This is a genomic window from Cellulophaga omnivescoria (assembly GCF_027915275.1).
GTDB lineage: Bacteria > Bacteroidota > Bacteroidia > Flavobacteriales > Flavobacteriaceae > Cellulophaga > Cellulophaga omnivescoria.
Genome location: NZ_CP115819.1, coordinates 3,142,899 through 3,168,699, shown reverse-complemented (window position 1 = coordinate 3,168,699; position 25,801 = coordinate 3,142,899). Strand labels below are relative to the sequence as shown.

The following is a 25,801-nucleotide window of genomic DNA, read 5'->3' as shown; positions in this document are numbered from 1 at the left end:
TAAAACCTAACCAAGAGTGATTATAGAATATATTATAGCAATGTTATGGAGCTTATCTCCGTTTGGAGAGGCTAAAGTTGGCATACCTTATGGTATGTATAACGGTTTAAACATATACGTTGTTTTTATTTTATGTTTTGCATCTAACGTACTTGTTTTTCCTATGATGCTATTTTTTTTAAATAAAATAAACCATTACCTATTAAAATGGCGTGTATATAAAAAAGGAGCCATTTTTGTGGCTAGAAAAGCAAAAACTGGCTCAGGAGATAAAATAAAAAAGTATGGTTTTTGGGGTTTAATATTTTTTGTTATGTTACCTGTACCTGGTACTGGTGTATACGCAGGTACAATAGCTACTTATTTATTTAAAATTGAGAGAAAGAAAGCATTTTTAGCGAACACCATTGGTATATTCTTTTCTTCTGTAATTGTATGGGTGCTTACCTATTTAGCAATGCAAGGTATGGCCTAAACCATTTTATTTAATTCTTTTCTTTAGTTCTTCCATAGATTGTTGCAATTCCTTTAATAAACCTTTTTCTGTAGTAGTATCTAGCCCAAAAGAAATTTTACTGTTTACCTGCCAAAGTTCTTGTATTTGATCTGCAGCTACTTGATATGGCGGATAGGTTTCATTTAAAGAAATTAATGATACAAAGTTGCTATTAGGTACTTTTTCTATTTTTTTAACCAATACAGCATCATACAACACAACTACATACATTTTATTTGCACTAATATCATCTAAACTCTCTGTTGCTTTAGCCAAAACCCATTCTCCTGGATATAAATTAGGTAACATACTATCACCTTCAACCTGAAACCCCCTGTAAGTTGCGTTTCTAAATTCCGGTATAGGTAAATCAAAAGCTGGTAATTGTTTATACCAGTTTGCATCCTGAATGTTTTGTGGATAACCCGCAGCTGCTTTTGCATTAACAAGAACCATATTCTCATTCTCTTCCGCATCTACAGTTACAAATTTTGGAATTACACTGTTGGCCTTAGCAGACAAATATTTCTGATTACCATCTCCAAAAAGCCAAAGCGGATTAATTTTAAATTGTTTTAAAAGTTCTGTTACTACTTTGCCAGATAATTTTGTGCGTCCCCGTTCTATATCTGCAGTTGTAGTAGACACACCTAAAAGTTTTGCAAACTCTGCTTGCGTAAAACCAAGATCTCTACGCACCTCTATAAAACGTTTTACTTCTATACTATAATCATTTCCCATACGCTAATATAGTTATTTTGGAATAAATCCATCGTAAAAATGGATTAAATCCATCTTTAAGATAGCTAATTAATGTAAACGCCTACAAAAACAATACTAAAACATCTCTTATGGCGTTAAATTAACTTATAACCTTAATCAATCTTATAATGAAAAAAATTAACATTATGCTTGTGTGCTTTTTAGCACTAAACTTTTTCTCTTGTTCGTCTGATGATGACTCATCTGTAAAAAATAACGATGCAGAAATTAATGCTCAAGAAGATGAACCTTTAGAAATAAACAGCGTAAGTTCTGCACTTATTATAGAAGGAGCTACTAAAAAAACAGGCACTCTTACTCCTACAGGTGGTTTAGAGTTTTCTATGGACTACAGCAAACAGTCTGCTTTTCAAAAAAACGGATTTGAAATTGAATTTAATTCTGCAGCAGATTATACAGGTGTTTACATACAGTTAAAAGATGAAAACGGAATGGCAGATTCTTATTTTGATGTTCCTAGATCTGAGATTTATGTTTCTGGAAAAGGGGAACAAACTAAAAAGAATAGAGGCTTTTTAAAAGGTAAGTCTGCTGGTAAAGAAAATGATGCTGCTATTGAAGTAAACCTTGACGAAAGTGTTACTGCTGGTACTTTTTGCTATGTTATTTGTTTATATGATGCACAAGGCAACATTAGCGAACCTACAGAGGTTTGTGTAACTGTTGAAGCTTGGGGTGGTAATAGTGATTTAGTTGGGACTTGGAACTTTACAAAAGAAATTTCTGATGGTGATGAAGTAAAAGTTAATGAACAGGATTGTTTTACTTTTGACTACACTTTATGTAATGAAGAAGTAATTGTTGAAGAATGTTCTACCGTTAATTTTTTAAAAATAAAATTTAATAATGATGGAACATTTACATATAATAATTCATTTTCTGACAAAAATATAAATTGGATTGATAGTGACGAAGCTTGTGAAGTTATTTATAACAATGATGAATCTTCTTCAGATACCTCTGGAAAATGGGCGTACAATGAGGAAAAGAACCAGCTTACCTTAGTTGCTTTTTCTGAAACAGAAACTTATAATGGCGAAGAAGAATCTTATGTTTACGAGAATGGTTCATTAGATATTGAAGGAGAAGCTACAGTTTCTGGATCTACATTAATTATAAAAGAATTATTTGAAAATGTTGGTTTAGAAGAGGATATATATGAGTATTATTTTAAAAAAGAATAACTAATTTAAAATCAGAAAATTAATAAAATAAAAGCCCAAACTATCTTTTAGTTTGGGCTTTTTTAATATTTTCTCTATTTACTACGTTCTCCTACAAATTGATCTTCTTTACTTTTAAATAACACATTAAAAGACGTTAAGCTACCATAAATACGCGTAATATATTGTTGTAAATCTACTTTTTCTTGATCTACAAGATTTTTACTTGAATTAATTTTTTGCTCCATTACTCTAATTCTGTCGCGCACCATAACTATTTTATGAAAAAAAGTGTCAATAGGCATTTCTTTATTTGCAGATTTACCGTCTCCAGGTTCTAATACCAAGGTTCCTTTTTTCCATTTATCAGCAATTGGTGTTATACTAGTAGCATCACTCCATTTTCTTAAAATTGCAATTAAAGAATTTTCCACATCAGAAAAACTTACACTATCTACTTCATCTTCAACAGCTTCAATAACCTCAAAATCAGAATCTATATCTATAGTTTCTAAACCATTCTCTATAAAAGTAACCCAATAATGTTTACTTGTAACATTGGTTACCACGCCTTTTCCTAATTCATTATGTTGTATTCTAGAGCCTATTCCTAATAATTGCATTGTTGTATTTTTTTAGTTAATGCTGCTAAAATATAATTACAGCACTAATTAACAAAAACTAAATAGACGCAATTATTAAATTAAAATCCAAAATCGTAACTTAGCAACTTTGCCAAATTAGTAAATGATTACATACGAAGAAAACATAGAGGTAAAAGGTGCACGTGTGCACAACCTTAAAAATATAGACGTTACAATACCTAGAGAAAAGCTCGTTGTTATTACAGGCCTGTCTGGTAGTGGTAAGTCTTCATTAGCTTTTGACACTATTTATGCTGAAGGCCAGCGTAGGTATATAGAAACTTTTTCTGCCTATGCTCGTCAGTTTCTAGGAGGTTTAGAGCGTCCTGATGTGGATAAAATAGATGGATTATCGCCAGTAATTGCTATAGAACAAAAAACAACGTCAAAGTCTCCTAGATCTACTGTTGGCACAATTACCGAAATATATGACTTTTTAAGACTCCTTTTTGCTCGTGCTGCAGATGCACATAGTTACAACACAGGAGAAAAAATGGTTAGTTATAGTGATGCTCAAATAAAGGAGCTTATAATTAACGATTTTAAGGACAAAAAAATAAACGTTCTTGCTCCTGTTATTAAATCTAGAAAAGGGCATTACCGTGAGTTGTTTGAACAAATTGCTAAACAAGGTTTTGTTAAAGTAAGAGTAGATGGTGAAATTGTAGATATTGTTAAAGGTTTAAAATTAGACCGCTACAAAGTACATGATATAGAGATAGTTATAGACAGGTTAAAAATATCAGATAGCGCGGACCTAGATAAACGTATTACAGAAACCATAAATACAGCAATGTATAGTGGAGACAATGTATTAATGATTTTGGAAGAAGGTAAAAAAGAACCTCGCTATTTTAGTAGAGATTTAATGTGCCCTACTACAGGTATATCTTATCCAAAACCAGAACCAAATACATTTTCCTTTAACTCTCCAAAGGGTATGTGTCCAAGTTGTAATGGCTTGGGGCATAAATATGAGGTTAATAGAACTAAAATTTTTCCAGATACTAAATTATCTATAAAAGATGGTGGTATTGCTCCTTTAGGAAAATATAAAAATTCTTGGGCTTTTAAACAGTTAGATGTTATTGCACAACGCTATAATTTTAAGTTAACAGATGCTATTGAAAAAATACCTGAGGAAGCAATAGAGGTAATTTTAAATGGTGGGAACGAGAGTTTTGAGGTGGACTCCAAAACATTGGGTATAAAAAGAAACTATAAAATAGAATACGAGGGTATTTCTAATTTTATTGAAAGCCAATATAACGAGGCTAACTCTGCTCCTATTAAACGTTGGGCTAAAGAGTTTATGGATAAAGTTGTTTGCCCTACCTGTGAAGGCTCTAGACTGCAAAAAGCATCTTTATATTTTAAATTTGATGATAAAAATATTGCAGATTTAGCAACAATGGATATTGTTGACTTGGCAGATTTTTTTAGTAAGGTTGATAAAAAGCTCACTAAAAATCAACTTAAAATTGCCGAAGAAATTATTAAAGAAATAAAAACTAGGCTACAATTTTTATTAAATGTTGGTTTAGATTATTTATCATTAAACAGAAGCTCTAAATCTTTATCTGGTGGTGAGGCACAACGTATACGTTTGGCCACACAAATAGGCTCTCAACTAGTAGGTGTTTTATATATTTTAGATGAACCAAGTATTGGTTTACACCAAAGAGATAATGAACGTTTAATAGCATCTTTAGAAGATTTAAGAGACATAGGAAACTCCGTTATTGTTGTAGAGCATGACAAAGATATGATAGAGCGTGCAGATCACGTAATAGATATTGGACCAAAAGCGGGCAAGCACGGCGGACAAATAATTTCTGAAGGTAAACCTGAAGATTTAAAAAATTACAATACACTTACTGCTGATTATATTACAGGTAAGAGAGAAATTTCCGTTCCTAAAAAACGAAGAAAAGGAAATGGTAAAAAAATAAAACTTACGGGTTGTACTGGTAACAATTTAAAAAATGTTTCGGTAGAATTTCCTTTAGGTCAAATGATTGGAGTAACAGGAGTTTCAGGCAGTGGAAAATCTACCTTAATTAATGAAACCCTCTACCCTATTTTAAATGCTTACTATTTTAACGGTGTTAAAAAACCAATGCCGTATAAAAAAATTACAGGCTTAGAGCATATAGATAAAGTAATAGATATTAACCAGTCTCCAATTGGCAGAACTCCACGTTCTAACCCAGCAACATATACAGGTGTTTTTGGAGAAATACGAGCCTTATTTGCTAAAACACAAGAAGCAGCAATTAGAGGCTACAAACCAGGTCGTTTTAGTTTTAATGTTACTGGTGGTAGGTGTGAGACTTGCCAAGGTGGAGGATTACGTGTAATAGAAATGAACTTTTTGCCAGATGTATATGTAGATTGTGAAACTTGTAATGGCAAGCGTTTTAACAGAGAAACCTTAGAAATTAGATATAAAGGAAAATCTATTGCAGATGTGTTAGAAATGACTATTAATGAAGCCGTTACTTTTTTTGAAAATATCCCAAAAATTAATCGCAAATTAAAAACTATACAAGATGTTGGTTTAGGGTATATTTCATTAGGGCAACAGTCTACAACTTTATCTGGTGGAGAAGCACAACGTATTAAGTTGGCCACAGAGTTATCTAAAAGAGATACTGGTAACACATTTTATATTTTAGATGAACCTACAACAGGATTGCATTTTGAAGATATACGTGTATTAATGGAAGTTTTAAACAAATTAGTAGACAAAGGTAATACGGTTTTAGTTATAGAACATAACATGGATGTAATTAAAATGGTAGATTATATTATTGATATAGGTTATGAAGGTGGCCGTGGAGGTGGCAAATTAGTTGCTAAAGGCACCCCTGAAGAAATTATCAAAGACAAAAAAAGCTACACAGCTAAATTTCTTAAAAAAGAATTATAAAATTAAAAATATTGCAGACAGAATAACGTTTTGCAGGTAATAAATTAGAATAAAATGAGAAGAGAAAAACACCCAAAAGGCTGGAATGAAATAAAAACAAACGATTCTTGGGCACTTTTTAAAATAATGGGAGAATTTGTAAACGGATTTGAAAAAATGAGTGCCATTGGTCCTTGTGTATCTGTTTTTGGTTCTGCACGTACAAAAGAAGGTAGTAAATACTATGAGCTTGCTGTAGATGTAGCTAAAAGTATTGCAGAAGCCGGTTATGGTGTTATTACTGGTGGTGGCCCAGGTATTATGGAGGCCGGTAATAAAGGAGCGCATTTGGCAGGCGGTACATCGGTTGGTTTAAATATAGAATTACCTTTTGAACAACATGACAATCCGTATATAGATCACGACAAGAGTATTAATTTTGATTACTTTTTTGTTAGAAAAGTAATGTTTGTTAAATATTCACAAGGTTTTGTAGTTATGCCTGGTGGGTTTGGAACTTTAGATGAGCTTTTTGAAGCTATTACACTTATACAAACTAATAAAATTGGTAAATTTCCTATTATACTTGTTGGTACAAGTTTTTGGACCGGATTAATGGACTGGGTTAAGGAAACTATGCTTGGTGAGGGTAATATTAGCGCTTCAGATTTAGATCTTATTAAAATAGTAGATACCGCAGATGATGTTGTAGAAATAATTGATGCCTTCTACAAAGGACATGACTTAAGTCCTAACTTCTAATAAAGTATGACAGCATTTAAAATAAAAAGCAATGTAATATACACAGCTATAGGAGCACTTTTCCTATACTGTGTACAATTGCATGGGCAACACAAAACTATTATAAATGCTTCATTAGATACATCTTGCCATGAAATTACTATTCAGCAAGAGTTTAGTTATAAGAACACCTCTAAAGATACACTAGAAGTATTGTACTTTAATGATTGGGCAAACGCTTACTCTAGCAAAAAAACTGCCTTAGCTAAACGTTTTACAGAAGAATTTAAAAAAAGTTTACACTTAGCAAAACCAAAAGAAAGAGGATTTACAAATATTATAAAGGCCAAAGATAGTAAAGGTAACACACTTGCTAATAAACATACAAAAAGTAAAGACATAGTAATGTTTATACTTAATAAACCACTAGCTCCAGATACTACCTTAACACTAAAAATAAACTACAAAGTACAATTACCACCAAACAAATATACTAATTTTGGTTATAGTAATGATAGCACTTACTACCTAAAAGACTGGTATTTAACACCTGCAACCTACAATGGCAAATGGAACCTTTACTCCAATAAAAACCTAGAGGACTTACAAACAGATGCTACTACAACCAAACTCTACTTAACTATTAATAAAGACTATTACGTTACTACAAACCTTAACAAAACTAATGAATACAGTTTAAACGGGAATAAAACAATAGTTATTGATGGAGAAAATAGAAAAAGTGCCGAAGTAATTTTAAGTAATCAAAAAGAGTTTATTACCCATATTACTCCAGACCTTACAATAGAAACCGATTTTAAAGCTTCAAAATACCCCGAAATTTTACAAGGAATTTCTATTAATAAAGTTACCAAATATATAAAAGATAATTTAGGAGAATATCCACATAAAAAAGTATTAGTAAGTGAATTGGATTATAAAAAAAATCCTTTATATGGTATAAATCAATTACCGTCATTTATAGTACCGTATTCTGAGGCATTTAATTACGAATTAAAACTGTTAAAAACTTCATTGTATAAAATTTTAAATGAAAGCCTATACTTAAACCCTAGAAAAGAAAAATGGGTTACAGATGCTATTGTTAATTATTTAATGATTACCTATGTAGACGAATACTATAACGGTCAAAAATTATTAGGTAAATTTTCAAAAATTTGGGGCGTTAGAAGTTTTGAAATAGCAAAGTACGATTTTAATGACCAGTATGCTTTAATGTCTATGTTAACTAGCCGAAAAAACTTAGATCAACCCTTAACTGCTTCAAATGACTCTTTAATTAAGTTTAATCAACAAATAGCAAATAGTTATAAATCTGGTTTAGGTTTAACTTATTTATCAGAATATATTGGTTATAACAATGTAAAAGGGAGCATTAAAGAATTTTACAAAAATTATAAACAACAAAATGTTACTACTAACGATTTTGAAAATATATTAAAAAAATCTACCAATAAAGATATAGATTGGTTTTTTAATGAATTTATATCTACTAATGACAGAATAGATTTTAAAATAAAAAACATAGAAAAAACAGAAGACTCACTAACTGTCACTATAAAAAATAAAACATCTACAAATCTTCCAATATCCTTATTTGGTTTACAAAAAGACTCTGTAATATCTAAATATTGGGTCTCCAATGTAATAAACCAGAAAAAAATTACAATACCCAGAAACGGTGAAGATAAACTGGTACTAAATTATGATAAAAAAATACCAGAATTTAACCAAAGAGACAACTGGAAATCTTTAAAAGGTTTTTTGGCTAGCAACAAAAAATTAAGATTACAATTCTTTAAGGATGCAGAAAATCCTTATTACAATCAAATATTTTACAATCCAGAAATGAGGTTTAATGCCTATGATGGTTTTACTCCAATTCTAAAACTACACAATAAAACTTTACTAGATAGGCCTTTTGTATTTGCACTAAACCCTGGCTACGCAACAAAAGAAAATGCTTTTGTAGGTTCTGGTAATTTTACGATTAGAGATCAACATAAAAATAAAAACTTATTTCTGAGTACGTATTCATTAAGCTTTTCTACGTTTCATTTTCAAAAAAATTCTAGGTACTCTACCGTTACTCCTTCGTTTGGGTTAAGATGGAGACCAAAAGACCTAAGATCTAACAGAAGTCAAAGTCTTTTTGTGCGCTATGTAAATGTATTTCGTGATTTTGACCCAGCTTTTGTTGAAGCCAATGAACTAGAGCCAGATTATAGTGTTTTAAATGCAAGATTTAGAGATACAAATAACGACTTAATAAATTATTTATCTTGGTTTGTAGATGCACAATATGCAGGTAAATTTTCTAAACTTTCTTTTGACTTAGAATATCGCAAACTTTTTCAAAATAACAGACAATTTAATTTAAGGTTTTTTGCTGGTAAGTTTATAAACAATAAAACTGATGATGACTATTTTAGTTATGCATTAGACAGACCTACAGATTATTTATTTGATTACTCTTATTTAGGTAGATCGGCATCTTCTGGTATTTATAGCCAACAAATAATTATTGCAGAGGGCGGATTTAAGTCTAAATTAGATAACCCCTTTGCTAATGATTGGATAGCTACAACAAACGCAAGTACCAATATTTATAGGTGGATAGAAGCTTACGGAGATATTGGCTACTTAAAAAACAAAGGCTCTAATGCACGCTTTGTATATGATGCTGGTATACGTTTAAACTTAGTAACTGATTATTTTGAATTATTTTTCCCTATGTATTCTAACAACGGATGGGAAGTGTCTCAACCAAATTACGGAGAAAAAATACGATTTATTGTAACCTTAAGTCCAAAGTCCTTAACTGGGTTATTTACAAGAAAATGGTTTTAATTAAATAACAAATTATCATTTTAAACAAAATATTTTACATATTTCATAATTTAAAACCCACTACTACATCTTATTTTATTAAATATTCAATAACATATCATTAATAGCTATTGCAAAAACCAATCAAATTTGGTACTTTTGCAGAAATATAACTTCGTAAGCTATGAGCGTAAAACCACAAACAAAAGACGATATTTCTTTCGACGATTTTAAATCGCAAATCATTAAAGATTATGAAATAGCCGTACTAAGCAGGGAGTGCAGCTTATTAGGAAGACGAGAAGTCTTAACTGGTAAAGCTAAATTTGGCATTTTTGGTGACGGTAAAGAACTTCCACAATTAGCAATGGCGCGTTCTTTTAAAAATGGTGATTTTAGAAGTGGTTACTATAGAGACCAAACTTTTATGATGGCTTTAGGACTGTTAAACGCTAAACAGTTTTTTCACGGTTTATACGCCACCACAGATATTACCAAAGATCCAATGAGTGCTGGAAGACAAATGGGTGGGCATTTTGGCACACATAGCTTAAACGAAGATGGAAGCTGGAAAAACTTAACTGAACAAAAAAATAGTAGTCCAGATATTTCTCCAACTGCTGGGCAAATGCCTAGATTATTAGGTTTAGCACAAGCATCTAAAATATACAGAAATGTTTCTGGTATTGATGCCACCAAATTTTCAAATAACGGTAATGAGGTTGCTTGGGGTACAATTGGTAACGCAAGTACAAGCGAAGGCCATTTTTTTGAAACTATAAATGCCGCAGGTGTTTTACAAGTACCTATGGTAATTAGTGTTTGGGATGATGCTTACGGTATATCTGTACACGCAAGACACCAAACTACAAAAGAAAATATTTCTGAAATTCTTAAAGGTTTTCAAAGAGATGAAGACAATAAAGGATATGAAATTATAAAAGTTAATGGCTGGGATTATACCGCTTTAATTCATGCTTACGAGAATGCATCTGAAATTGCAAGAACAGAGCACGTTCCTGTACTTATTCATGTAAAAGAATTAACGCAACCACAAGGCCACTCTACTTCTGGGTCTCACGAGAGATACAAATCTCCTGAAAGATTAGAATGGGAAAAAGAAAACGATTGTAACAAGCGTTTTAAAGAGTGGATTATAGAAAACAATATAGCTACAGAAGAAGAACTAACAGCTATAGATAAAGAAACAAAAAAAGAAGTACGTACTGCCAAAAAAGAAGCTTGGGCAGAATTTATTAACCCTAATAAAGAAGCTAAAAAAACGTTAGTTGTTCTTTTAGAAAATGCTGCTAGTAAAAGCCCAAACAAAAACTTTATTGCAAAAATTAAAAACGATTTAATTGCAATTGAAGAACCTATAAAAAGAGACTTAGCATCTAGTGCAAGGAAAGCTTTGCGTTATTTAATAGGTGAAAACTCACCTGAAAAACAAGCTTTAACCAACTGGATTACAGATTACTTAAATGAAATGCAACCTAAGTATAGCTCTCATTTATATAGTAATTTACCTAACAAAGCTACAAATATAGAAGAGGTTAAACCAGTTTATGATGAAAACCCAGAATCTGTAGACGGTAGAGTAATACTAAGAGATAATTTTGATCACATTTTTGGAAGCAACCCTAACACTTTAATTTTTGGTGAAGATGCAGGAGCTATTGGAGATGTAAATCAAGGACTAGAGGGCTTACAAGCTAAATACGGAGAACATAGAGTTGCAGATACTGGCATTAGAGAAGCTACTATTATTGGCCAAGGAATTGGTATGGCTCTTAGGGGTTTAAGACCAATAGCCGAAATACAATATTTAGATTATTTAATGTATGCCTTACAAACATTAAGTGATGATTTAGCTACATTGTTATACCGTACAGTTGGCAAACAAAAAGCGCCGTTAATTATTAGAACAAGAGGACACAGATTAGAAGGTATCTGGCATTCTGGTTCACAAATGGGAGGTTTTATACACTTATTAAGAGGCATGCATATTCTTGTGCCACGTAATATGGTTAAAGCAGCTGGTTTTTACAATACGCTATTAAAGTCTGATGAGCCTGCTTTAGTAATAGAATGTTTAAATGGCTACAGATTAAAAGAAGATAAGCCAGCAAACTTAGGCGAACATTGTACACCTATAGGTGTTGTTGAAACAGTAAAAGAAGGTACAGACTTAACTGTATTATCTTATGGTTCTACATTACGTATTGTGCAACAAGTTGCAAAAGAATTACTAGAAGTTGGTATTGATATAGAAGTAATAGATGCACAAAGTATACTACCTTTTGATATAAATCATGATGTATTAAAAAGTGTGCAAAAAACCAACAGACTACTAGTTGTAGATGAAGATGTACCTGGTGGATGTTCTGCTTATTTAATACAAGAAATAACAGAAAAGCAAGGAGCTTATAAGTATTTAGACAGTATGCCACAAGCAATAACTGCTAATGCCCATAGACCTGCATATGCAACAGATGGCGATTATTTTTCTAAGCCAAATGCTGAAGATATTTTTGAAAAAATATACGCAATAATGCACGAAACTAATCCTAGTAATTTTCCAAAATTGAGGTAATTGTTGTAAATAACACTTTTTGTCTAAATTTTACTCTATTATTAGCTGTTATTTTTCGTGTATTAGAAAAATATTTCTAAATTTGGAATACATAGATTTTTTTATCCCCGGAGCCTAAGATAATGAGAGATAATATTAAGACAAACATAGGATTGGCACTTTTACGTATTGTGCCGTCTGCAATGATGCTTACACACGGAATACCTAAATTACAAAACTTTTTTAGTGGTGATGAAATAAAATTTCCAGACCCTATAGGTATTGGAGCTAGCCCATCATTATTTTTAGCAGTTATTGGCGAGGTTTTATGTCCAATTTTTATAATATTAGGATACAAAACAAGATGGTTTGCCGTACCAACTGCTGTAACAATGCTAATTGCGGCATTTGTTCAACACGGTGCAGATCCGTTTAGTGTAAAAGAAATGGCGGTACTTTATCTTTTATTTTTTGTAATTATATTTCTATTAGGTCCTGGTAGATTAAGTGTAGATGGTAAATAATTAAAAAACTTTTACCAAAAGCTCTTTTAACAAGTCAGCCTGAGACATATTATACGCACCAACACCTTTGCCTTTAAGATCTAAATCTCGTAATGCAGATATAATTCCGCTTACCTTTTTCATTGGAAAATTTCTGGCAGCTGTTTGGTACTCATTAACAAAATAAGGGTTTACTCCTAAAACTTTAGCCACATTGCTCTTAGAGTGGTCTTTTAATCCGTGGTATTGTAGTATTTGTGTAAAATAAGTATGTAAAACAGTTACCGTAACCACAAAAGGATTGTCTTTTGGATTTTGAGCAAAATAATTTATAATTCTAGCAGCTTTTAAGGTATTACGCTCACCTATTGCTTTTTTAAGCTCAAAATTATTAAAATCTTTGCTAATTCCTATATGCTCTTCAATAGTGGCTGGTGTAATTTGTGTGTCTTTAGTAATTACAATTTTTAGTTTTTCTAACTCATTATTAATTTTACTTAAGCTAGTTCCTAAATACTCTACAAGTAATTGTGCGGCAACCGGCGTTATAGTATAACCACCACCTTTAAGAACTTTCATTATCCAGTCTGCAACTTTATTTTCGTATAAACTTTTACTCTCAAATAATACACCACTTTTTTGTACTGCTTTGTACAACTTTTTACGCTTATCTAGCTTAGCATATTTGTAACAAATGACCAACACTGTTGTTAACTGCGGGTTATTAGCATAACTAGCCAAATTATCTATAGTTCTAGACAAATGCTGGGCTTCTTTTACAACTACAACTTGCTTTTCTGCCATCATTGGGTAGCGCTTAGCATTAGACACTATATCATCAATAGTAACATCTTTACCATAAAGCACCATTTGGTTAAAACCGCGCTCCTCTTCTGTTAATACAGATTTTTCAATATATTCAGATATCTTATCAATGTAATAAGACTCCTCTCCCATTAAAAAATAAATAGGTTTTACGTTTCCGTTTTTTATATCGGAGATTAGTTTTTTTACTTCGTCCATTTAAAAAAAATCATCAAATTTGCAGTATGCAGAAGCTAAATTTTTCTACGTACAACTTCCGTTTCAAAAATAGCGAAAATAAAGTCTATATATTTGATGTAATACGAAAAAAGTTTGTGGTTTTACAACCTGAAGAATGGGTTAGGCAACACGTGGTACACCATCTTATTTATCAAAAAAAATACCCAATTAGCCTTATTAATGTAGAAAAACAACTGGTTATTAATAACTTAAAAAAAAGGTATGATGTTGTTGTTTTTAAACCTAATGGAAACATTAACATTTTGGTAGAATGTAAAGCTCCTGAAATTACAATTACACAAGCTACTTTTGACCAAATTGCACGTTACAATATGCAATTAGATGCAAATTATTTAATGGTAACTAACGGATTAAATCATTTTTATTGTAAAACAAATAGTACAGAAGATAATTATACGTTTTTACGTGATATTCCTGATTTTAACCGTTAAATTTGTAACAGAACATAGATAAAGTAACATATAAATTATGCCTAAAATTGCTGTTGTTATTTTAAACTGGAATGGCGTACAACTATTAGAACGTTTTTTGCCTTCGGTTATAAAATATGCTAACAACCAAAAAATTTATGTTGCAGATAATGCATCTACAGACTCGTCTGTACAATTTATTAAAGATAATTTCCCTAGCGTAGAGATAATATTAAACGCTAGTAATGGCGGTTACGCCAAAGGCTATAATGATGCATTGCAGCACGTAAAAGAAGATATTTTTTGTTTGCTTAATTCTGATGTAGAAGTTACACCTAATTGGTTAACTCCTATTTTAAATTATTTTAATGAAGATTTAAACACAGCTATTGTACAACCAAAAATTTTGGATTTAAAAAAGAAAACTCATTTTGAGTATGCCGGTGCAGCTGGTGGTTTTTTAGATAGTTTTGGATACCCTTTTTGTAGAGGAAGAATTTTTGACACATTAGAGGAAGACAAAGGGCAATACAATGACAATTTGCCCATATTTTGGGCAAGTGGCGCTTGCTTATTTATACGTAAAACTACATTTTTTGATTTAGGTGGTTTTGATGAAGATTACTTTGCTCACCAAGAAGAAATAGATTTATGTTGGCGTGCGCAAAATAGAGGTTTAAAAATTATGTACGTAGGTGCATCTACAGTATACCATTTAGGCGGATCTACACTTAGTGAAATGAATCCGAAAAAAACATTTTTAAACTTTAGAAATTCTTTATTTAGTATTGTAAAAAATACATCACTTTATAAGGCATTTTTTATAGTTATGGCAAGGTTATTGTTGGATGGTATAGCAGGTTTACGATTTTTGACACAAATGAGATTTAAGCATTGTTTGGCTATTGTAAAAGCACACTTTAGTTTTTACTGGAATATCCCTAAAACACTAAAAAAGAGAAGATTAAACAATAATACAAAAAAATATTATTTAATTAAATCCGTTGTGTGGTCTTATTTCGTAAATGGTAATAAGGAATTTAACAATTTAGTAAAAGATTAACTAAATTATAATACCGATAGATAGAACATTTTATATAATTTTGAAACAAATAACAATTAATAGTAATATGAATATGAAAAAGATTTTTTTAGGCGCTTTAGGAGCTACAATATTATTATCTTCTTGCGTATCGCAAAAGAAATATGCGGAGTTAGAGGCAAAAAATAAAGAAACTGAAGATTTATTAAACTCAGCAACAGTTAAGCTAAATAGCTGCATAGAAGAAAAAGCTACAGCAGATGCAAGGTTAAGAACTTTAGAAGACCAAAACGATTTTCTTAAAGCAAACAACCAAGTGTTAGTAGATAATATGGGTAACCTAACAGATTTATCTGCTAAGGGTGCAGAAAATTTAGAGAAATCTTTAGAAAGTTTAAAAGAAAAAGATTTAACAATACGTAAATTAAATGACGCTATTACACGTAGAGACTCTGTAAACTTATCTTTAGTACAAAGTTTAAAAGGTGTTCTTGGAAACTTAGATGATGAGGATATTGAAATTAGCGTAGAAAAAGGTGTAGTTTTTGTTTCTATATCTGATAAATTATTATTTAGCAGCGGTAGCTACAACGTAGCAACAAGAGCTAAAGAAGTATTAGGTAAAGTTGCACAAGTTGTAAATAACAAGCCAGATTTTGAATTTATGGTAGAAGGACACACAGATGCTGTACCTTACAGAAAAGGTGTTTTATTAGACAACTGGGATTTAAGTGTTAAGCGTGCAACTGCTGTAGTTCGTATATTACAAAATGAGTACGGAGTAGATCCTAAGCGTATGACAGCTGCAGGTAGATCTCAATACATACCAGTATCTTCTACAGATAAAGCTAAAAACAGAAGAACAAGAATTGTAGTACTTCCTAAAATTGATCAGTTTTATAGTATGATTGAAGAAGGAATGAAAGATCCTGCAATAAACAAATAGTATTAATTATTATTTATAATAAGAAAGCCTCGCATTATGCGAGGCTTTTTTTATTCCTTAACTTATATTTTTATTTACAATTAAAATATATCTATACTTCCTTTACCTTCCCTTATTATCTCCGGTTCGCCATCAGATAAATCTACAACAGTAGATGCCGTATTGTCTCCGTAACCACCATCTATAACAATGTCTACTAAATTATCCCATTTTTCATAAATTAATTCTGGGTCTGTAGTATATTCTAACAACTCATCTTCATCTCTAATAGATGTAGACACTATGGGGTTACCTAGTGCTTGTACCAAGGCATTGGCTATTGAGTTGTCTGGCACACGTATACCTACAGTCTTTTTCTTTTTAAAATCTTTAGGTAAATTATTATTACCAGGCAATATAAAAGTATAAGGCCCTGGTAATGCTCTTTTTAAAATTTTAAATGTAGCTGTATCAATTTGTTTTACATACTCAGACAAATTGCTAAGGTCTGCACAAATAAATGAAAAATTAGCTTTGGCAAGCTTAACTCCTTTAATACGTGCTATTTTCTCTAAAGCCTTAGTATTGGTTATATCACAACCTAGACCGTAAACAGTATCTGTAGGGTATATAACCAAACCTCCTTTTTTTAACACATCTACAACTTTTTTAATTGCATTTGCATTAGGATTCTCTGGGTATATTTTAATAAACTGAGCCATAATTTTATGTATTTAATAGCAGATAAAAATAAGTCTTAGTATTATAAAAAAACTTACAATACCCTTAGTTTCTTTTTACCTCATAAATAATATTGTCTTTAAAAAGTCCCTGTAATTCTTCAGTTGTATATCCAAATTCCTCATCTTCATAATTCTTGGGGATATCAATTTCAGAAATTCCAGATTTTTTATTGGTTTCGTATTCATTAAACCTAAAGTAAATACTATCAGAAATTGTAGATATTTTCATTGTAGAATAATAATTAGCTTCGGTTTTAAACTCATACAAATCATTAACCATAGGGTTAGCAATATATTTTTCAGAATTTTTGTTGTCTAAAAATGAAGAAAAAGCTAGACCTCCTATTATTAAAACAATTAAAAACAATGCAGAAAAATGCTTAATAGGTGTTTTAGCCTCTTCTTTAACATTTTGGTATTCTATTTTTAAGTTATGATCCATTTGCTTTGGCTCAAAAACAGTATTACAATTGGAACAAACAGCACCGCCTGTTTTACCTATTGGAAAAATTGGTATCCAATACAAATGTGCGTACTTACCATAAACTTCTACATTAAATTTTGCACTCTCATTACAGTTAGCACAAGGTATTTGTCTTGTTAATTTTGTTTTTAAATGTGATGAATTAGATCCGTAAAAAATCATACTAAAAGGCTTTGTGGTTGTTATTTGTAATAAATATAATGCAAATAAAACTATTTAGTAAGAAAAATACATCACGGCTTACAGTACTTCTAACTTAGCAAAACGTAGCAGTAATTTTTTTATATCACCCTTATCAAACTTAATTTCTGCTTTTTTATCGTTCCCAACACCATCAATTTTAAGTATAACTCCCCTACCAAACCTAGTATGGTTAACTGCTGCACCTTCTACCAAATTAGGATCTAGGTTGGTATTATTAGCTATTGGTTGTGCAAGTTCTGGTTTTAACTTACGTAACTTACGCAGCTGGTTTTCATTTGGTTTAGGGGCACTTGGTGGTATGCCAGACACAGGTTTAACTTGTCTAAGTTTACTTTTATCTACTTCACCAAAAATGTTTTTATCTATTAAAGATTTGTACTTATAATTACTTACCGGAGTTAGGTTTTCTATATACTTTTCATCTATTTCCTCTATAAACCTACTTGGCTCTGCATCTACTAATTTACCCCAACGATATCTACTTTCTGTATACGTTAAATACGCTTGTTTTTCTGCTCTGGTTAGAGCTACATAAAATAATCTTCGTTCTTCCTCAAGCTCAGTACGCGTGTTCATACTCATTGCTGATGGAAACAAGTCTTCTTCCATACCAACAATAAATACGTGCGGAAACTCTAGTCCTTTTGCCATATGTATAGTCATAAGAGCAACACGGTCATCATCACCTTTATCATTATCTAAGTCTGTAGCAAGTGCAACATCTTCTAAAAATTCTGCTATATTACCTGTTGCATCAGCAAGTTCCATTTGCCCTTCAACAAAATCCTTTATACCATTTAAAAGCTCTTCTATGTTTTCCATTTTGGCAATACCTTCTGGTGTACCATCTTTTTTAAACTCTAAAAGAATACCTGTTTTTTTAGCTACGTGTTCAGACAAAGAAAAAGCATCTGCTCCTTTATTCATTATCTGAAAACCTTTAATCATATTAACAAATTCTGTTAATCTACGTTTGGTACCAGCGTTTATTTTTAATTCTATTTTATCTATGTTTTCCATAACTTCAAACATAGAACGGCCATAATGGTTAGCTGTCACCAATAATTTATCAATTGTGGCTTGTCCAATTCCTCTGCCCGGAAAATTAATAACACGCTTTAATGCCTCTTCATCTTTAGGGTTAATTACTAACCTTAAATATGCCAAAACATCTTTAATTTCTTTACGTTGGTAAAAAGATAATCCACCATAAATTCTATAAGGTATATCTCTTTTTCGCAAAGCATCTTCAATTGCTCTAGATTGTGAGTTTGTACGGTACAATACTGCAAATTCTCCATTATGCAATTGCTCGTTCATTCTAGTTTCAAAAATAGTTCCTGCAACAAACCTACCTTCTTCTGCATCTGTAATACTACGATGAACTTTAATTAGTGGCCCATCATCATTAGAGGTCCATACAACTTTTTCAAGCTGATTTTTATTTTTTTCTATGATAGAGTTTGCGGCATTTACAATGTTACCAGTAGATCTGTAGTTTTGCTCTAACCTATACATTGCAACATTATCATAATCTTTTTGAAAGTTTAGAATATTACTAATATTTGCTCCTCTAAAAGAATAAATACTTTGTGCATCATCCCCTACCACACAAATATTTTGAAATTTATCTGATAAAGCTTTTACTATTAAGTATTGTGAGTGGTTTGTATCTTGGTACTCATCTACCATTATGTACTGAAACCTATTTTGGTATTTTTGCAACACCTCTGGAAAAACGTTTAAAAGCTCATTGGTTTTTAATAATAAATCATCAAAATCCATTGCTCCTGCCTTAAAACATCTATCCACATAATTTTTATAAATTTCACCAGTACGCGGGCGTTTTGCCATTGCATCTGCCTCTATTAAATCTGGATTATTAAAATATGCCTTAACAGTAATTAAGCTGTTTTTGTAAGATGATATTCTATTTTGTATTTGCTTGTACTTATATATATCCTTATCTAACTGCATTTCTTTAATTATAGATGCAATTAAACGCTGTGAGTCTTGCGTATCATAAATAGTAAAATTGTTAGGGTACCCTAACTTATCTGCTTCATAACGCAATAATTTTGCAAAAATGGAGTGAAAAGTCCCCATCCATAAACTTTTGGTCTCTGCACTACCAGCAATATCTGCAATACGCACTTTCATTTCTCTTGCAGCCTTGTTAGTAAACGTAAGCGATAAAATGTTATAAGGGTCTACACCCTGCTGTATTAAATATGCAATACGGTATGTTAACACCCTAGTTTTACCAGAACCAGCTCCGGCAATTACCATTAATGGTCCTTTTGTGTGTAAAACAGGTGCTTTTTGAGCCTCGTTTAGTTGGGCAATAAATTCTTCCAATTGTTTTTTCTTATATAATTTAGAGAAGTGTAAATTTAACCATAATTAAGTCCAGATAAAACAAGTAGTTTTAATAATTATAAACAATAAAATTTAATAGCAGTTTAATTTTAAATATCTTTAGAGAATACTACAATTTAAACCATAAGAATATTGAAAAAAATTGAAATTAGAGCAGCAGAATTAAAAGATTTAGAAACTTTAAAATCTTTTGAACAAGGCATTATTTATGCAGAGCGCCCTTTTGATGAAACTCTTAAACCAGATCCAATTTCTTATTACAGTATTGAAGATTTATTAAAAGACCCTAAAACACTTGTGGCTGTTGCTACATTAAACAATACGCTTATTGGTTCTGCTTACGCCACTGTTAAAGAAGCTAAAAAACATTTAAAACACAACACCTACGCGTATTTGGGTTTTATGTATGTAGATCCCCAATACCGCGGCAAAGGAATAAATAAAAAAATTATAGATTTTTTATTTATTTGGATAAAAAAGCAGCACATTACCGAAGTTAGACTAGATGTGTATAGCAAAAATACCGCTGCATTACAAGCATACGAAAAAGCTGGTTTTAAAAAGCACTTGGTAAATATGAGAATGAAAATTTAATTACTGACAAAAAACTAACTAACTAACTAACTAACTAACTAACTAACTAACTAGAATTATATGAAAACTAAAAACAAATTTATTTTAACGCTCTTACTTTGCGGTGCTGCCCTACAAGCACAAAATTATAAGTTAGAGAACGATTACAAAAACATAGAGAAAAAGGTTATAGAATGGAGGCATCATTTTCATCAAAACCCAGAACTATCTAACAGAGAATTTAAAACTGCAGAAAAAATCGCTGCTCATTTAAAATCTTTGGGTATTGAGGTACAAACTAAGGTTGCTGTAACAGGTGTTGTAGGTATATTAAAAGGTAAAAAACCAGGCAGAGTAATTGCTTTAAGGGCAGATATAGATGCTTTACCTGTTACTGAACGCAATAATTTACCATTTAAATCTAACGTTACAGATACTTTTTTGGGTGTAGAAACTGGTGTTATGCACGCTTGTGGCCATGATACGCATACAGCAATTTTAATGGGTGTTGCAGAGATTTTAGCTAAAAATAAAGACAAAATAAATGGTACTGTTAAGTTTATTTTTCAACCTGCCGAAGAAGGTGCACCTCCAGGAGAAGAAGGTGGTGCAGCTTTAATGATAAAAGAAGGTGTTATGGAAAACCCTAAAGTAGATGCTATTTTTGGATTACACATTAATTCTGGTACACCAGTAGGTGTTATTAAATACAAAACCGAGGGTATAATGGCCGCAGTAGAGCGTTTTGTTATTAACGTAAAAGGTAAACAAACACACGGTTCACAACCTTGGTCTGGTGTAGATCCTATAGTAATTTCTGCAAAAATTATAGATGGTTTACAAACAATTATTAGTAGAGAATCTAATTTAACTGAAGAAGCAGCTGTTATTACTGTTGGTAAAATTACAAGTGGTGTACGTTTTAACATTATTCCAGAAAGTGCGGAACTTATTGGCACTGTAAGAACTTTAAACCCAGATATGCGTGAGCTTATTTTACGTAGAATGAAAGAAATGACAGAAACTATTGCTAAAGCATATGGTGGTAGTGCAACATTTAGTGTAGAAAGTCAGACCTCTATTACTTATAATGATATTGCCTTAGTAAACCAAATGTTACCAACAATGCAACGAGTTGCAGGTAATAAAAATGTGCAATTAACTAAAGCTACAACTGGCGGAGAAGATTTCTCTTATTTCCAGGAGGTTGTACCTGGTTTCTATTTCTTTTTAGGCGGAATGACTCCTGGAAACAAAGAAGCGTATCCACACCATACTCCAGACTTTAAAATTGATGATGCTGGTATGATTTTAGGTGTAAAAACACTAACAGAAATGAGTTTAGATTATTTAAATAAATAACCTAAAACCAAACAATAAATGACTTTATATTTGGTTATTTTTGTAATATAATTAATAAACCATATTTAAATTATTTATGGTTTTACTTAACAAATACAATTTCAATGGATTCTTTTTTAAGTTTTATAGCTAACATATCATGGTGGATATGGGTATTATTAGCATTGGCTTTAGTTGCTATACGAGACATTTTTTTTCAGAAAAAGCACACTATTTCTCACAACTTTCCTATTGTAGGGCATATACGTTATATGCTAGAAAGCATAGGTCCAGAAATGAGACAGTATTTTGTGGCTAACAACAGAGAAGAATTACCTTTTAACCGTATAGAACGCGGATGGATTTACGCATCTGCCAAAAAAGAAAATAATTACGAAGGCTTTGGTACAGACAGAGATGTGTATGCACACCAGCATATTTTTGTTAAAAACCAAATGATGGCTTATAAAATTAACGATAACCATCCTAACGCAAAAGACAAAACATTTTTACCTTGTGCTAAAGTAATAGGTGCATACAATAAACGTAAAAAACCATTTAGACCTGCATCTGCAATAAATGTATCTGCAATGAGTTTTGGTTCTTTATCTGCAGCAGCAGTAGAAGCCATGAATATTGGTGTTTTAAAAAGTGGCGCATACCATAATACAGGTGAAGGCGGATTGTCTCCGTATCATAAACAGGGTGGCGACGTAGTTTTTCATTTTGGAACAGGTTATTTTGGAGTTAGATCTGAGGATGGTAATTTATCTTTAGAAAAACTAGTTACTTTAGTAGAAAATAACCCTTGCATAAAAGCTATAGAAATAAAGCTATCTCAAGGCGCAAAACCTGGTAAAGGAGGTGTTTTACCCGGTGCTAAAATAACTGCTGAGTTAGCAGAAATACGTGGCGTAGAAATTGGTAAAGATGTTTTGTCACCGGCTACACATAAAGCTTTTAGTACTGTACCAGAATTGGTAGATTTAATTGAAGAAATAGCAGAAAAAACAGGATTGCCGGTAGGTATTAAAGGAGCTATAGGAAAATTAGATCAGTGGGAAGAGCTAGCAGATATTATGTTAAAAACAGGTAAAGGTCCAGATTTTATTACTGTAGATGGTGGTGAAGGTGGTACTGGTGCTGCTCCACCAAGTTTTGCAGATCACGTTTCTTTACCATGGGTTTATGGTTTCTCTAGCTTATACAAACTATTTTTAGAAAAAAAATTAACAGACAGAATTGTGTTTATTGGTAGTGGTAAACTTGGTTTCCCTGCTAAAGCTGCAATGGCGTTTGCAATGGGAGTAGATTGTATAAATGTTGCACGTGAAGCTATGATGAGTATAGGCTGTATACAAGCACAATCTTGCCATACAAACACGTGTCCGGCTGGTATAGCAACGCAAAACCAATGGTTACAAAGAGGCATAAATGTTCCTCTTAAGTCAGATCGTTTAGCTCAGTACTTTAAAAGTTTTAGAAAAGAATTAATAGAGATTACCCATGCATCTGGTTATGAGCATCCCTGCCAATACACTATGGATGACATACAGGTTAACTTAGATGATAACGAGTTAAATAGAAGTTTAGCTTTTACCTATGGTTACAACAAAGCAAAAGTTCCTTTTAATGGTATGCAAGAACTTTATGATTGTGTACACTTAGGCGGAAAAGAATATATGAAAAACGAGCCTAAAAAATAGGCTCGTTTCTTTTTAAATTATAATAGCAAAAGCACTTATTTATTGTACAAATAAAGCCGTGCTTTTTTTGTTGTATCTATTACCTGTAATTTACTTATGTACTTTTTAGGTAAAAGGTAAAACTCTCTTTTATCCGATAAAATATAAAGTTTATCATAAGCCTCTAAAATAGAGTCTATTTTAGCAGGTTTATCTCTGGTGTCTGTAACATTACCCTTATTGTAAAACTGACTAGAATAGGTTTTAGAATCAAGGTACAAAATAGGCGGATTCTTATCAATTTTTAATTCTTCTGATTTAGCTACTAGTAATTTATCAGAGTTCATATATACTTTCCATTGGTCCGTAACCAAAAGTCCTGCACCTGCTATAAAAACTAAAATAGGAAATATAGAACAGGCAATTAGTGCCTTCTTTTTATGCTTGTATTCTGGCCACCAATGTGCAATTAAAAGTGCCATTGGTACTGTAGAAGGCAAAATGTAGGTATGTAAAATATTTTTAGATATGGTAAAGAAAATTGGTGTCCAAAACAACCAAAACAATAAAAACGCTACATACTTATCATCTAAAATGCGCTTTTTAAACTTTACTATTTTTGCCAATACTATATAAAACCAAGGCAAACAAAAAGACAACATAAATACCCAAATTAAACCTAATGGTTGTGTTTTTGGCTGACCATATAAATCTCCGCTCCATCCTGGTTTTAAAAACCTATTAAAATGCTCACCAACTATAAAATAATCTATAAAACCTGGTGATCTTTGTTCTGTTAACAAATACCAAGGCAATGCAATGGCTATAGTAATTAATAAACCAACAATCCAAGGTAATTTACCTAAGTTAGAGAAAAATGTTTTGCGGTTTAACAATAACCAGAAAAACACAGGAGCACCAGTTAACACCAGTACTAATGGTCCTTTGGCTAAAAAACCTAGGCCTAAACCAACAAAAAAGAGATAATTCCAAATTGTTTTTTTGTCTGATGAGATACTTTTCCAGAATGATAGCATAATTAACATTACACTAAAACACAAAGCAGAATCTGTAGAAACCACGCCCATATGAATTAAAAACTCTGGTGTAGTAACTAAAACTAAAGCTGGCACTAACGGAGATACTTTTGTTTTTTTAACAAAATACCCCAGTATAAAAAGCATTGCTACACCTAATAAAAATGATGGTAACCTTGCTGTTAATTCATTTACTCCAAATAGCTCAAAACTAACGGCAGACATCCAAGTAGATAATGGCGGTTTTGCCCAAAAAGGCTCATTATAATCTATTTGCAAAACAACCCATTCCCCTGTTTCTTGCATTAACCTAGATATTTCTGCATACCTAGCTTCTGTTTTATCTAATAAAGGTATAGCCCCTGTAATTATAAACCTAAATACTACGATAGACAATACAGCTATCAGCATATAATTTATGGTAGTTTTCTTATTAGTCATATTTATATTATTATTGTGTTTTATCACCTTCCTTACATATTTTATTAATCTTATAAAGATCTAGCCAGAGCTGAAAAAAATAAGAGGTTTTAACTTTAGAATCTCCTTGATCTACCCATCGTTTTAAAGGAACTTCTAACATTTTTGTTAATGCTTTTTCTTTACCGTAAAATACTACAATTCTATTAAATATTTCTACATCAAAAAGCCAACGAGAAACAAAAGGTTTATTAAAAACTTCTAAAGCCAACTCTTTTTTAAATATTTTACAACCACATTGCGTATCATAAACTTTTAAATCTAAAATCATAGAAATTACTGTAGCTATAAACCTCCCAATAAAAAAACGAGATGCTTTGCGCTCTATTGTAGAGCCAAGCTTCATAATTCTAGATCCAAAAACAAAAGAAACATTTTGGTTTATATGGCTTGTTAATGCATAAAACTCTTCTAAAGATGTAGCCAAATCTGCATCTAAATAACCCACAAGTTTTATTTCATAATTTTCACAAGCAAAATTTACTCCGTTTCTAACTGATTCTGCTTTACCAACATTATTGGGGTTTTTATAAACTACAACCTTGGTTGGGTACTGTTTTTCTAAACTTTTTAGTTCTCTGTATGTACCGTCTGTAGAGCCATCATCTACAAAACAAATAAGCGTATCTGTATCTTTATTTAGAAAGCCATTATAAACTTTATTTTTAAGTTCTTTAACTTCATTATAACAAGGTATTACTACACAGGTAGTATATGACATATGCAACACTAATTAATTTTGGGGTGCAAGATATTAAAAAACAATA

Annotated in this window: 21 protein-coding genes; 13 read left to right on the top strand and 8 right to left on the bottom strand. The window is 31.6% G+C overall.

The features are described 5' to 3' along the window. The first annotated feature begins 40 nt into the window (after positions 1-40). Entirely contained in the window at positions 41-475 is a 435-nt protein-coding gene (locus PBN93_RS13955; RefSeq protein WP_408612219.1) for a COG2426 family protein, read from the top strand. Positions 476-481: 6 nt separating this feature from the next. Here PBN93_RS13955 and PBN93_RS13950 read toward each other — a convergent pair whose 3' ends face one another. Beyond that, on the bottom strand, positions 482-1,237 hold the full coding sequence (locus PBN93_RS13950) for an XRE family transcriptional regulator (RefSeq protein WP_271080893.1): 756 nt from the start codon (positions 1,235-1,237) through the stop codon (positions 482-484). A 149-nt stretch (positions 1,238-1,386) separates the two neighbouring features. On the opposite strand from PBN93_RS13950, the gene PBN93_RS13945 reads away from it, so the two are divergent. After that, positions 1,387-2,463, top strand: coding sequence for a hypothetical protein (locus PBN93_RS13945; RefSeq protein ID WP_271080892.1), 1,077 nt, complete (start codon positions 1,387-1,389; stop codon positions 2,461-2,463). A 74-nt stretch (positions 2,464-2,537) separates the two neighbouring features. Here PBN93_RS13945 and PBN93_RS13940 read toward each other — a convergent pair whose 3' ends face one another. Further along, entirely contained in the window at positions 2,538-3,065 is a 528-nt protein-coding gene (locus PBN93_RS13940; RefSeq protein ID WP_077405772.1) for a hypothetical protein, read from the bottom strand. 124 nt (positions 3,066-3,189) lie between these two features. Here PBN93_RS13940 and uvrA point away from each other — a divergent pair, with 124 nt between their 5' ends. The 5 genes from uvrA to PBN93_RS13915 all read left to right on the top strand — a co-directional run bounded on the left by uvrA (position 3,190) and on the right by PBN93_RS13915 (position 12,687). After that, positions 3,190-6,018 (top strand): excinuclease ABC subunit UvrA, encoded by a 2,829-nt coding sequence (gene uvrA / locus PBN93_RS13935; protein WP_271080891.1) that lies wholly within the window; start codon positions 3,190-3,192, stop codon positions 6,016-6,018. A gap of 54 nt (positions 6,019-6,072) precedes the next feature. Further along, a complete protein-coding gene (locus PBN93_RS13930) occupies positions 6,073-6,759 on the top strand; it encodes an LOG family protein (RefSeq protein WP_271080890.1) in 687 nt (228 codons plus the stop codon). A gap of 6 nt (positions 6,760-6,765) precedes the next feature. Further along, on the top strand, positions 6,766-9,609 hold the full coding sequence (locus PBN93_RS13925; RefSeq protein ID WP_271080889.1) for a gluzincin family metallopeptidase: 2,844 nt from the start codon (positions 6,766-6,768) through the stop codon (positions 9,607-9,609). 163 nt (positions 9,610-9,772) lie between these two features. Beyond that, a complete protein-coding gene (locus PBN93_RS13920; protein WP_077405761.1) occupies positions 9,773-12,184 on the top strand; it encodes an alpha-ketoacid dehydrogenase subunit alpha/beta in 2,412 nt (803 codons plus the stop codon). Between the two features lie 122 nt (positions 12,185-12,306). Continuing rightward, positions 12,307-12,687, top strand: a complete 381-nt coding sequence (locus PBN93_RS13915; RefSeq protein WP_077405758.1) for a DoxX family protein — start codon at positions 12,307-12,309, stop codon at positions 12,685-12,687. Here PBN93_RS13915 and holA read toward each other — a convergent pair whose 3' ends face one another. Beyond that, positions 12,688-13,689 carry a DNA polymerase III subunit delta gene (gene holA / locus PBN93_RS13910; protein ID WP_077405755.1) on the bottom strand — a complete coding sequence of 334 codons (1,002 nt, stop codon included), beginning with the start codon at positions 13,687-13,689 and terminating at the stop codon, positions 12,688-12,690. Positions 13,690-13,715: 26 nt separating this feature from the next. Here holA and PBN93_RS13905 point away from each other — a divergent pair, with 26 nt between their 5' ends. The 3 genes from PBN93_RS13905 (at position 13,716) to PBN93_RS13895 (ending at position 16,129) form a co-directional block, all read left to right on the top strand. Next, positions 13,716-14,162: a type I restriction enzyme HsdR N-terminal domain-containing protein gene (locus tag PBN93_RS13905; RefSeq protein WP_077405752.1), complete on the top strand. Its 447-nt coding sequence runs from the start codon at positions 13,716-13,718 to the stop codon at positions 14,160-14,162. Positions 14,163-14,199: 37 nt separating this feature from the next. Further along, a complete protein-coding gene (locus PBN93_RS13900; protein WP_077405749.1) occupies positions 14,200-15,204 on the top strand; it encodes a glycosyltransferase family 2 protein in 1,005 nt (334 codons plus the stop codon). Between the two features lie 73 nt (positions 15,205-15,277). Next, positions 15,278-16,129 carry an OmpA/MotB family protein gene (locus tag PBN93_RS13895; protein ID WP_077405746.1) on the top strand — a complete coding sequence of 284 codons (852 nt, stop codon included), beginning with the start codon at positions 15,278-15,280 and terminating at the stop codon, positions 16,127-16,129. Between the two features lie 80 nt (positions 16,130-16,209). On the opposite strand, the gene PBN93_RS13890 is transcribed toward PBN93_RS13895, so the two are convergent. The 3 genes from PBN93_RS13890 to PBN93_RS13880 all read right to left on the bottom strand — a co-directional run bounded on the left by PBN93_RS13890 (position 16,210) and on the right by PBN93_RS13880 (position 19,897). Next, positions 16,210-16,830 (bottom strand): L-threonylcarbamoyladenylate synthase, encoded by a 621-nt coding sequence (locus PBN93_RS13890; RefSeq protein WP_077405743.1) that lies wholly within the window; start codon positions 16,828-16,830, stop codon positions 16,210-16,212. Positions 16,831-16,894: 64 nt separating this feature from the next. Next, on the bottom strand, positions 16,895-17,497 hold the full coding sequence (locus tag PBN93_RS13885; RefSeq protein ID WP_271080888.1) for a zinc ribbon domain-containing protein: 603 nt from the start codon (positions 17,495-17,497) through the stop codon (positions 16,895-16,897). Between the two features lie 78 nt (positions 17,498-17,575). After that, positions 17,576-19,897 carry an ATP-dependent helicase gene (locus PBN93_RS13880; protein ID WP_271080887.1) on the bottom strand — a complete coding sequence of 774 codons (2,322 nt, stop codon included), beginning with the start codon at positions 19,895-19,897 and terminating at the stop codon, positions 17,576-17,578. Between the two features lie 153 nt (positions 19,898-20,050). Here PBN93_RS13880 and PBN93_RS13875 point away from each other — a divergent pair, with 153 nt between their 5' ends. The 3 genes from PBN93_RS13875 to PBN93_RS13865 all read left to right on the top strand — a co-directional run bounded on the left by PBN93_RS13875 (position 20,051) and on the right by PBN93_RS13865 (position 23,538). Further along, positions 20,051-20,512 carry a GNAT family N-acetyltransferase gene (locus PBN93_RS13875; protein ID WP_271080886.1) on the top strand — a complete coding sequence of 154 codons (462 nt, stop codon included), beginning with the start codon at positions 20,051-20,053 and terminating at the stop codon, positions 20,510-20,512. 60 nt (positions 20,513-20,572) lie between these two features. After that, positions 20,573-21,853: an amidohydrolase gene (locus tag PBN93_RS13870; RefSeq protein ID WP_271080885.1), complete on the top strand. Its 1,281-nt coding sequence runs from the start codon at positions 20,573-20,575 to the stop codon at positions 21,851-21,853. Between the two features lie 104 nt (positions 21,854-21,957). Then, positions 21,958-23,538 (top strand): FMN-binding glutamate synthase family protein, encoded by a 1,581-nt coding sequence (locus tag PBN93_RS13865; RefSeq protein ID WP_271080884.1) that lies wholly within the window; start codon positions 21,958-21,960, stop codon positions 23,536-23,538. A 35-nt stretch (positions 23,539-23,573) separates the two neighbouring features. Here PBN93_RS13865 and PBN93_RS13860 read toward each other — a convergent pair whose 3' ends face one another. Next, positions 23,574-24,995 (bottom strand): ArnT family glycosyltransferase, encoded by a 1,422-nt coding sequence (locus tag PBN93_RS13860; RefSeq protein WP_271080883.1) that lies wholly within the window; start codon positions 24,993-24,995, stop codon positions 23,574-23,576. Positions 24,996-25,005: 10 nt separating this feature from the next. Continuing rightward, the gene (locus tag PBN93_RS13855) at positions 25,006-25,755 is read right to left on the bottom strand and encodes a glycosyltransferase (protein WP_271080882.1); all 750 of its coding nucleotides are present in this window, start codon (positions 25,753-25,755) and stop codon (positions 25,006-25,008) included. Positions 25,756-25,801 lie beyond the last annotated feature (46 nt).

Bases quoted from the DNA above. Each gene is read 5' to 3' on its own strand.
- PBN93_RS13955 (WP_408612219.1), top strand. From the start codon at position 41: ATGTTATGGAGCTTATCTCCGTTTGGAGAGGCTAAAGTTGGCATACCT.
- PBN93_RS13950 (WP_271080893.1), bottom strand. From the start codon at position 1,237: ATGGGAAATGATTATAGTATAGAAGTAAAACGTTTTATAGAGGTGCGT.
- PBN93_RS13945 (WP_271080892.1), top strand. From the start codon at position 1,387: ATGAAAAAAATTAACATTATGCTTGTGTGCTTTTTAGCACTAAACTTT.
- PBN93_RS13940 (WP_077405772.1), bottom strand. From the start codon at position 3,065: ATGCAATTATTAGGAATAGGCTCTAGAATACAACATAATGAATTAGGA.
- uvrA (WP_271080891.1), top strand. From the start codon at position 3,190: ATGATTACATACGAAGAAAACATAGAGGTAAAAGGTGCACGTGTGCAC.
- PBN93_RS13930 (WP_271080890.1), top strand. From the start codon at position 6,073: ATGAGAAGAGAAAAACACCCAAAAGGCTGGAATGAAATAAAAACAAAC.
- PBN93_RS13925 (WP_271080889.1), top strand. From the start codon at position 6,766: ATGACAGCATTTAAAATAAAAAGCAATGTAATATACACAGCTATAGGA.
- PBN93_RS13920 (WP_077405761.1), top strand. From the start codon at position 9,773: ATGAGCGTAAAACCACAAACAAAAGACGATATTTCTTTCGACGATTTT.
- PBN93_RS13915 (WP_077405758.1), top strand. From the start codon at position 12,307: ATGAGAGATAATATTAAGACAAACATAGGATTGGCACTTTTACGTATT.
- holA (WP_077405755.1), bottom strand. From the start codon at position 13,689: ATGGACGAAGTAAAAAAACTAATCTCCGATATAAAAAACGGAAACGTA.
- PBN93_RS13905 (WP_077405752.1), top strand. From the start codon at position 13,716: ATGCAGAAGCTAAATTTTTCTACGTACAACTTCCGTTTCAAAAATAGC.
- PBN93_RS13900 (WP_077405749.1), top strand. From the start codon at position 14,200: ATGCCTAAAATTGCTGTTGTTATTTTAAACTGGAATGGCGTACAACTA.
- PBN93_RS13895 (WP_077405746.1), top strand. From the start codon at position 15,278: ATGAAAAAGATTTTTTTAGGCGCTTTAGGAGCTACAATATTATTATCT.
- PBN93_RS13890 (WP_077405743.1), bottom strand. From the start codon at position 16,830: ATGGCTCAGTTTATTAAAATATACCCAGAGAATCCTAATGCAAATGCA.
- PBN93_RS13885 (WP_271080888.1), bottom strand. From the start codon at position 17,497: ATGATTTTTTACGGATCTAATTCATCACATTTAAAAACAAAATTAACA.
- PBN93_RS13870 (WP_271080885.1), top strand. From the start codon at position 20,573: ATGAAAACTAAAAACAAATTTATTTTAACGCTCTTACTTTGCGGTGCT.
- PBN93_RS13865 (WP_271080884.1), top strand. From the start codon at position 21,958: ATGGATTCTTTTTTAAGTTTTATAGCTAACATATCATGGTGGATATGG.
- PBN93_RS13860 (WP_271080883.1), bottom strand. From the start codon at position 24,995: ATGACTAATAAGAAAACTACCATAAATTATATGCTGATAGCTGTATTG.
- PBN93_RS13855 (WP_271080882.1), bottom strand. From the start codon at position 25,755: ATGTCATATACTACCTGTGTAGTAATACCTTGTTATAATGAAGTTAAA.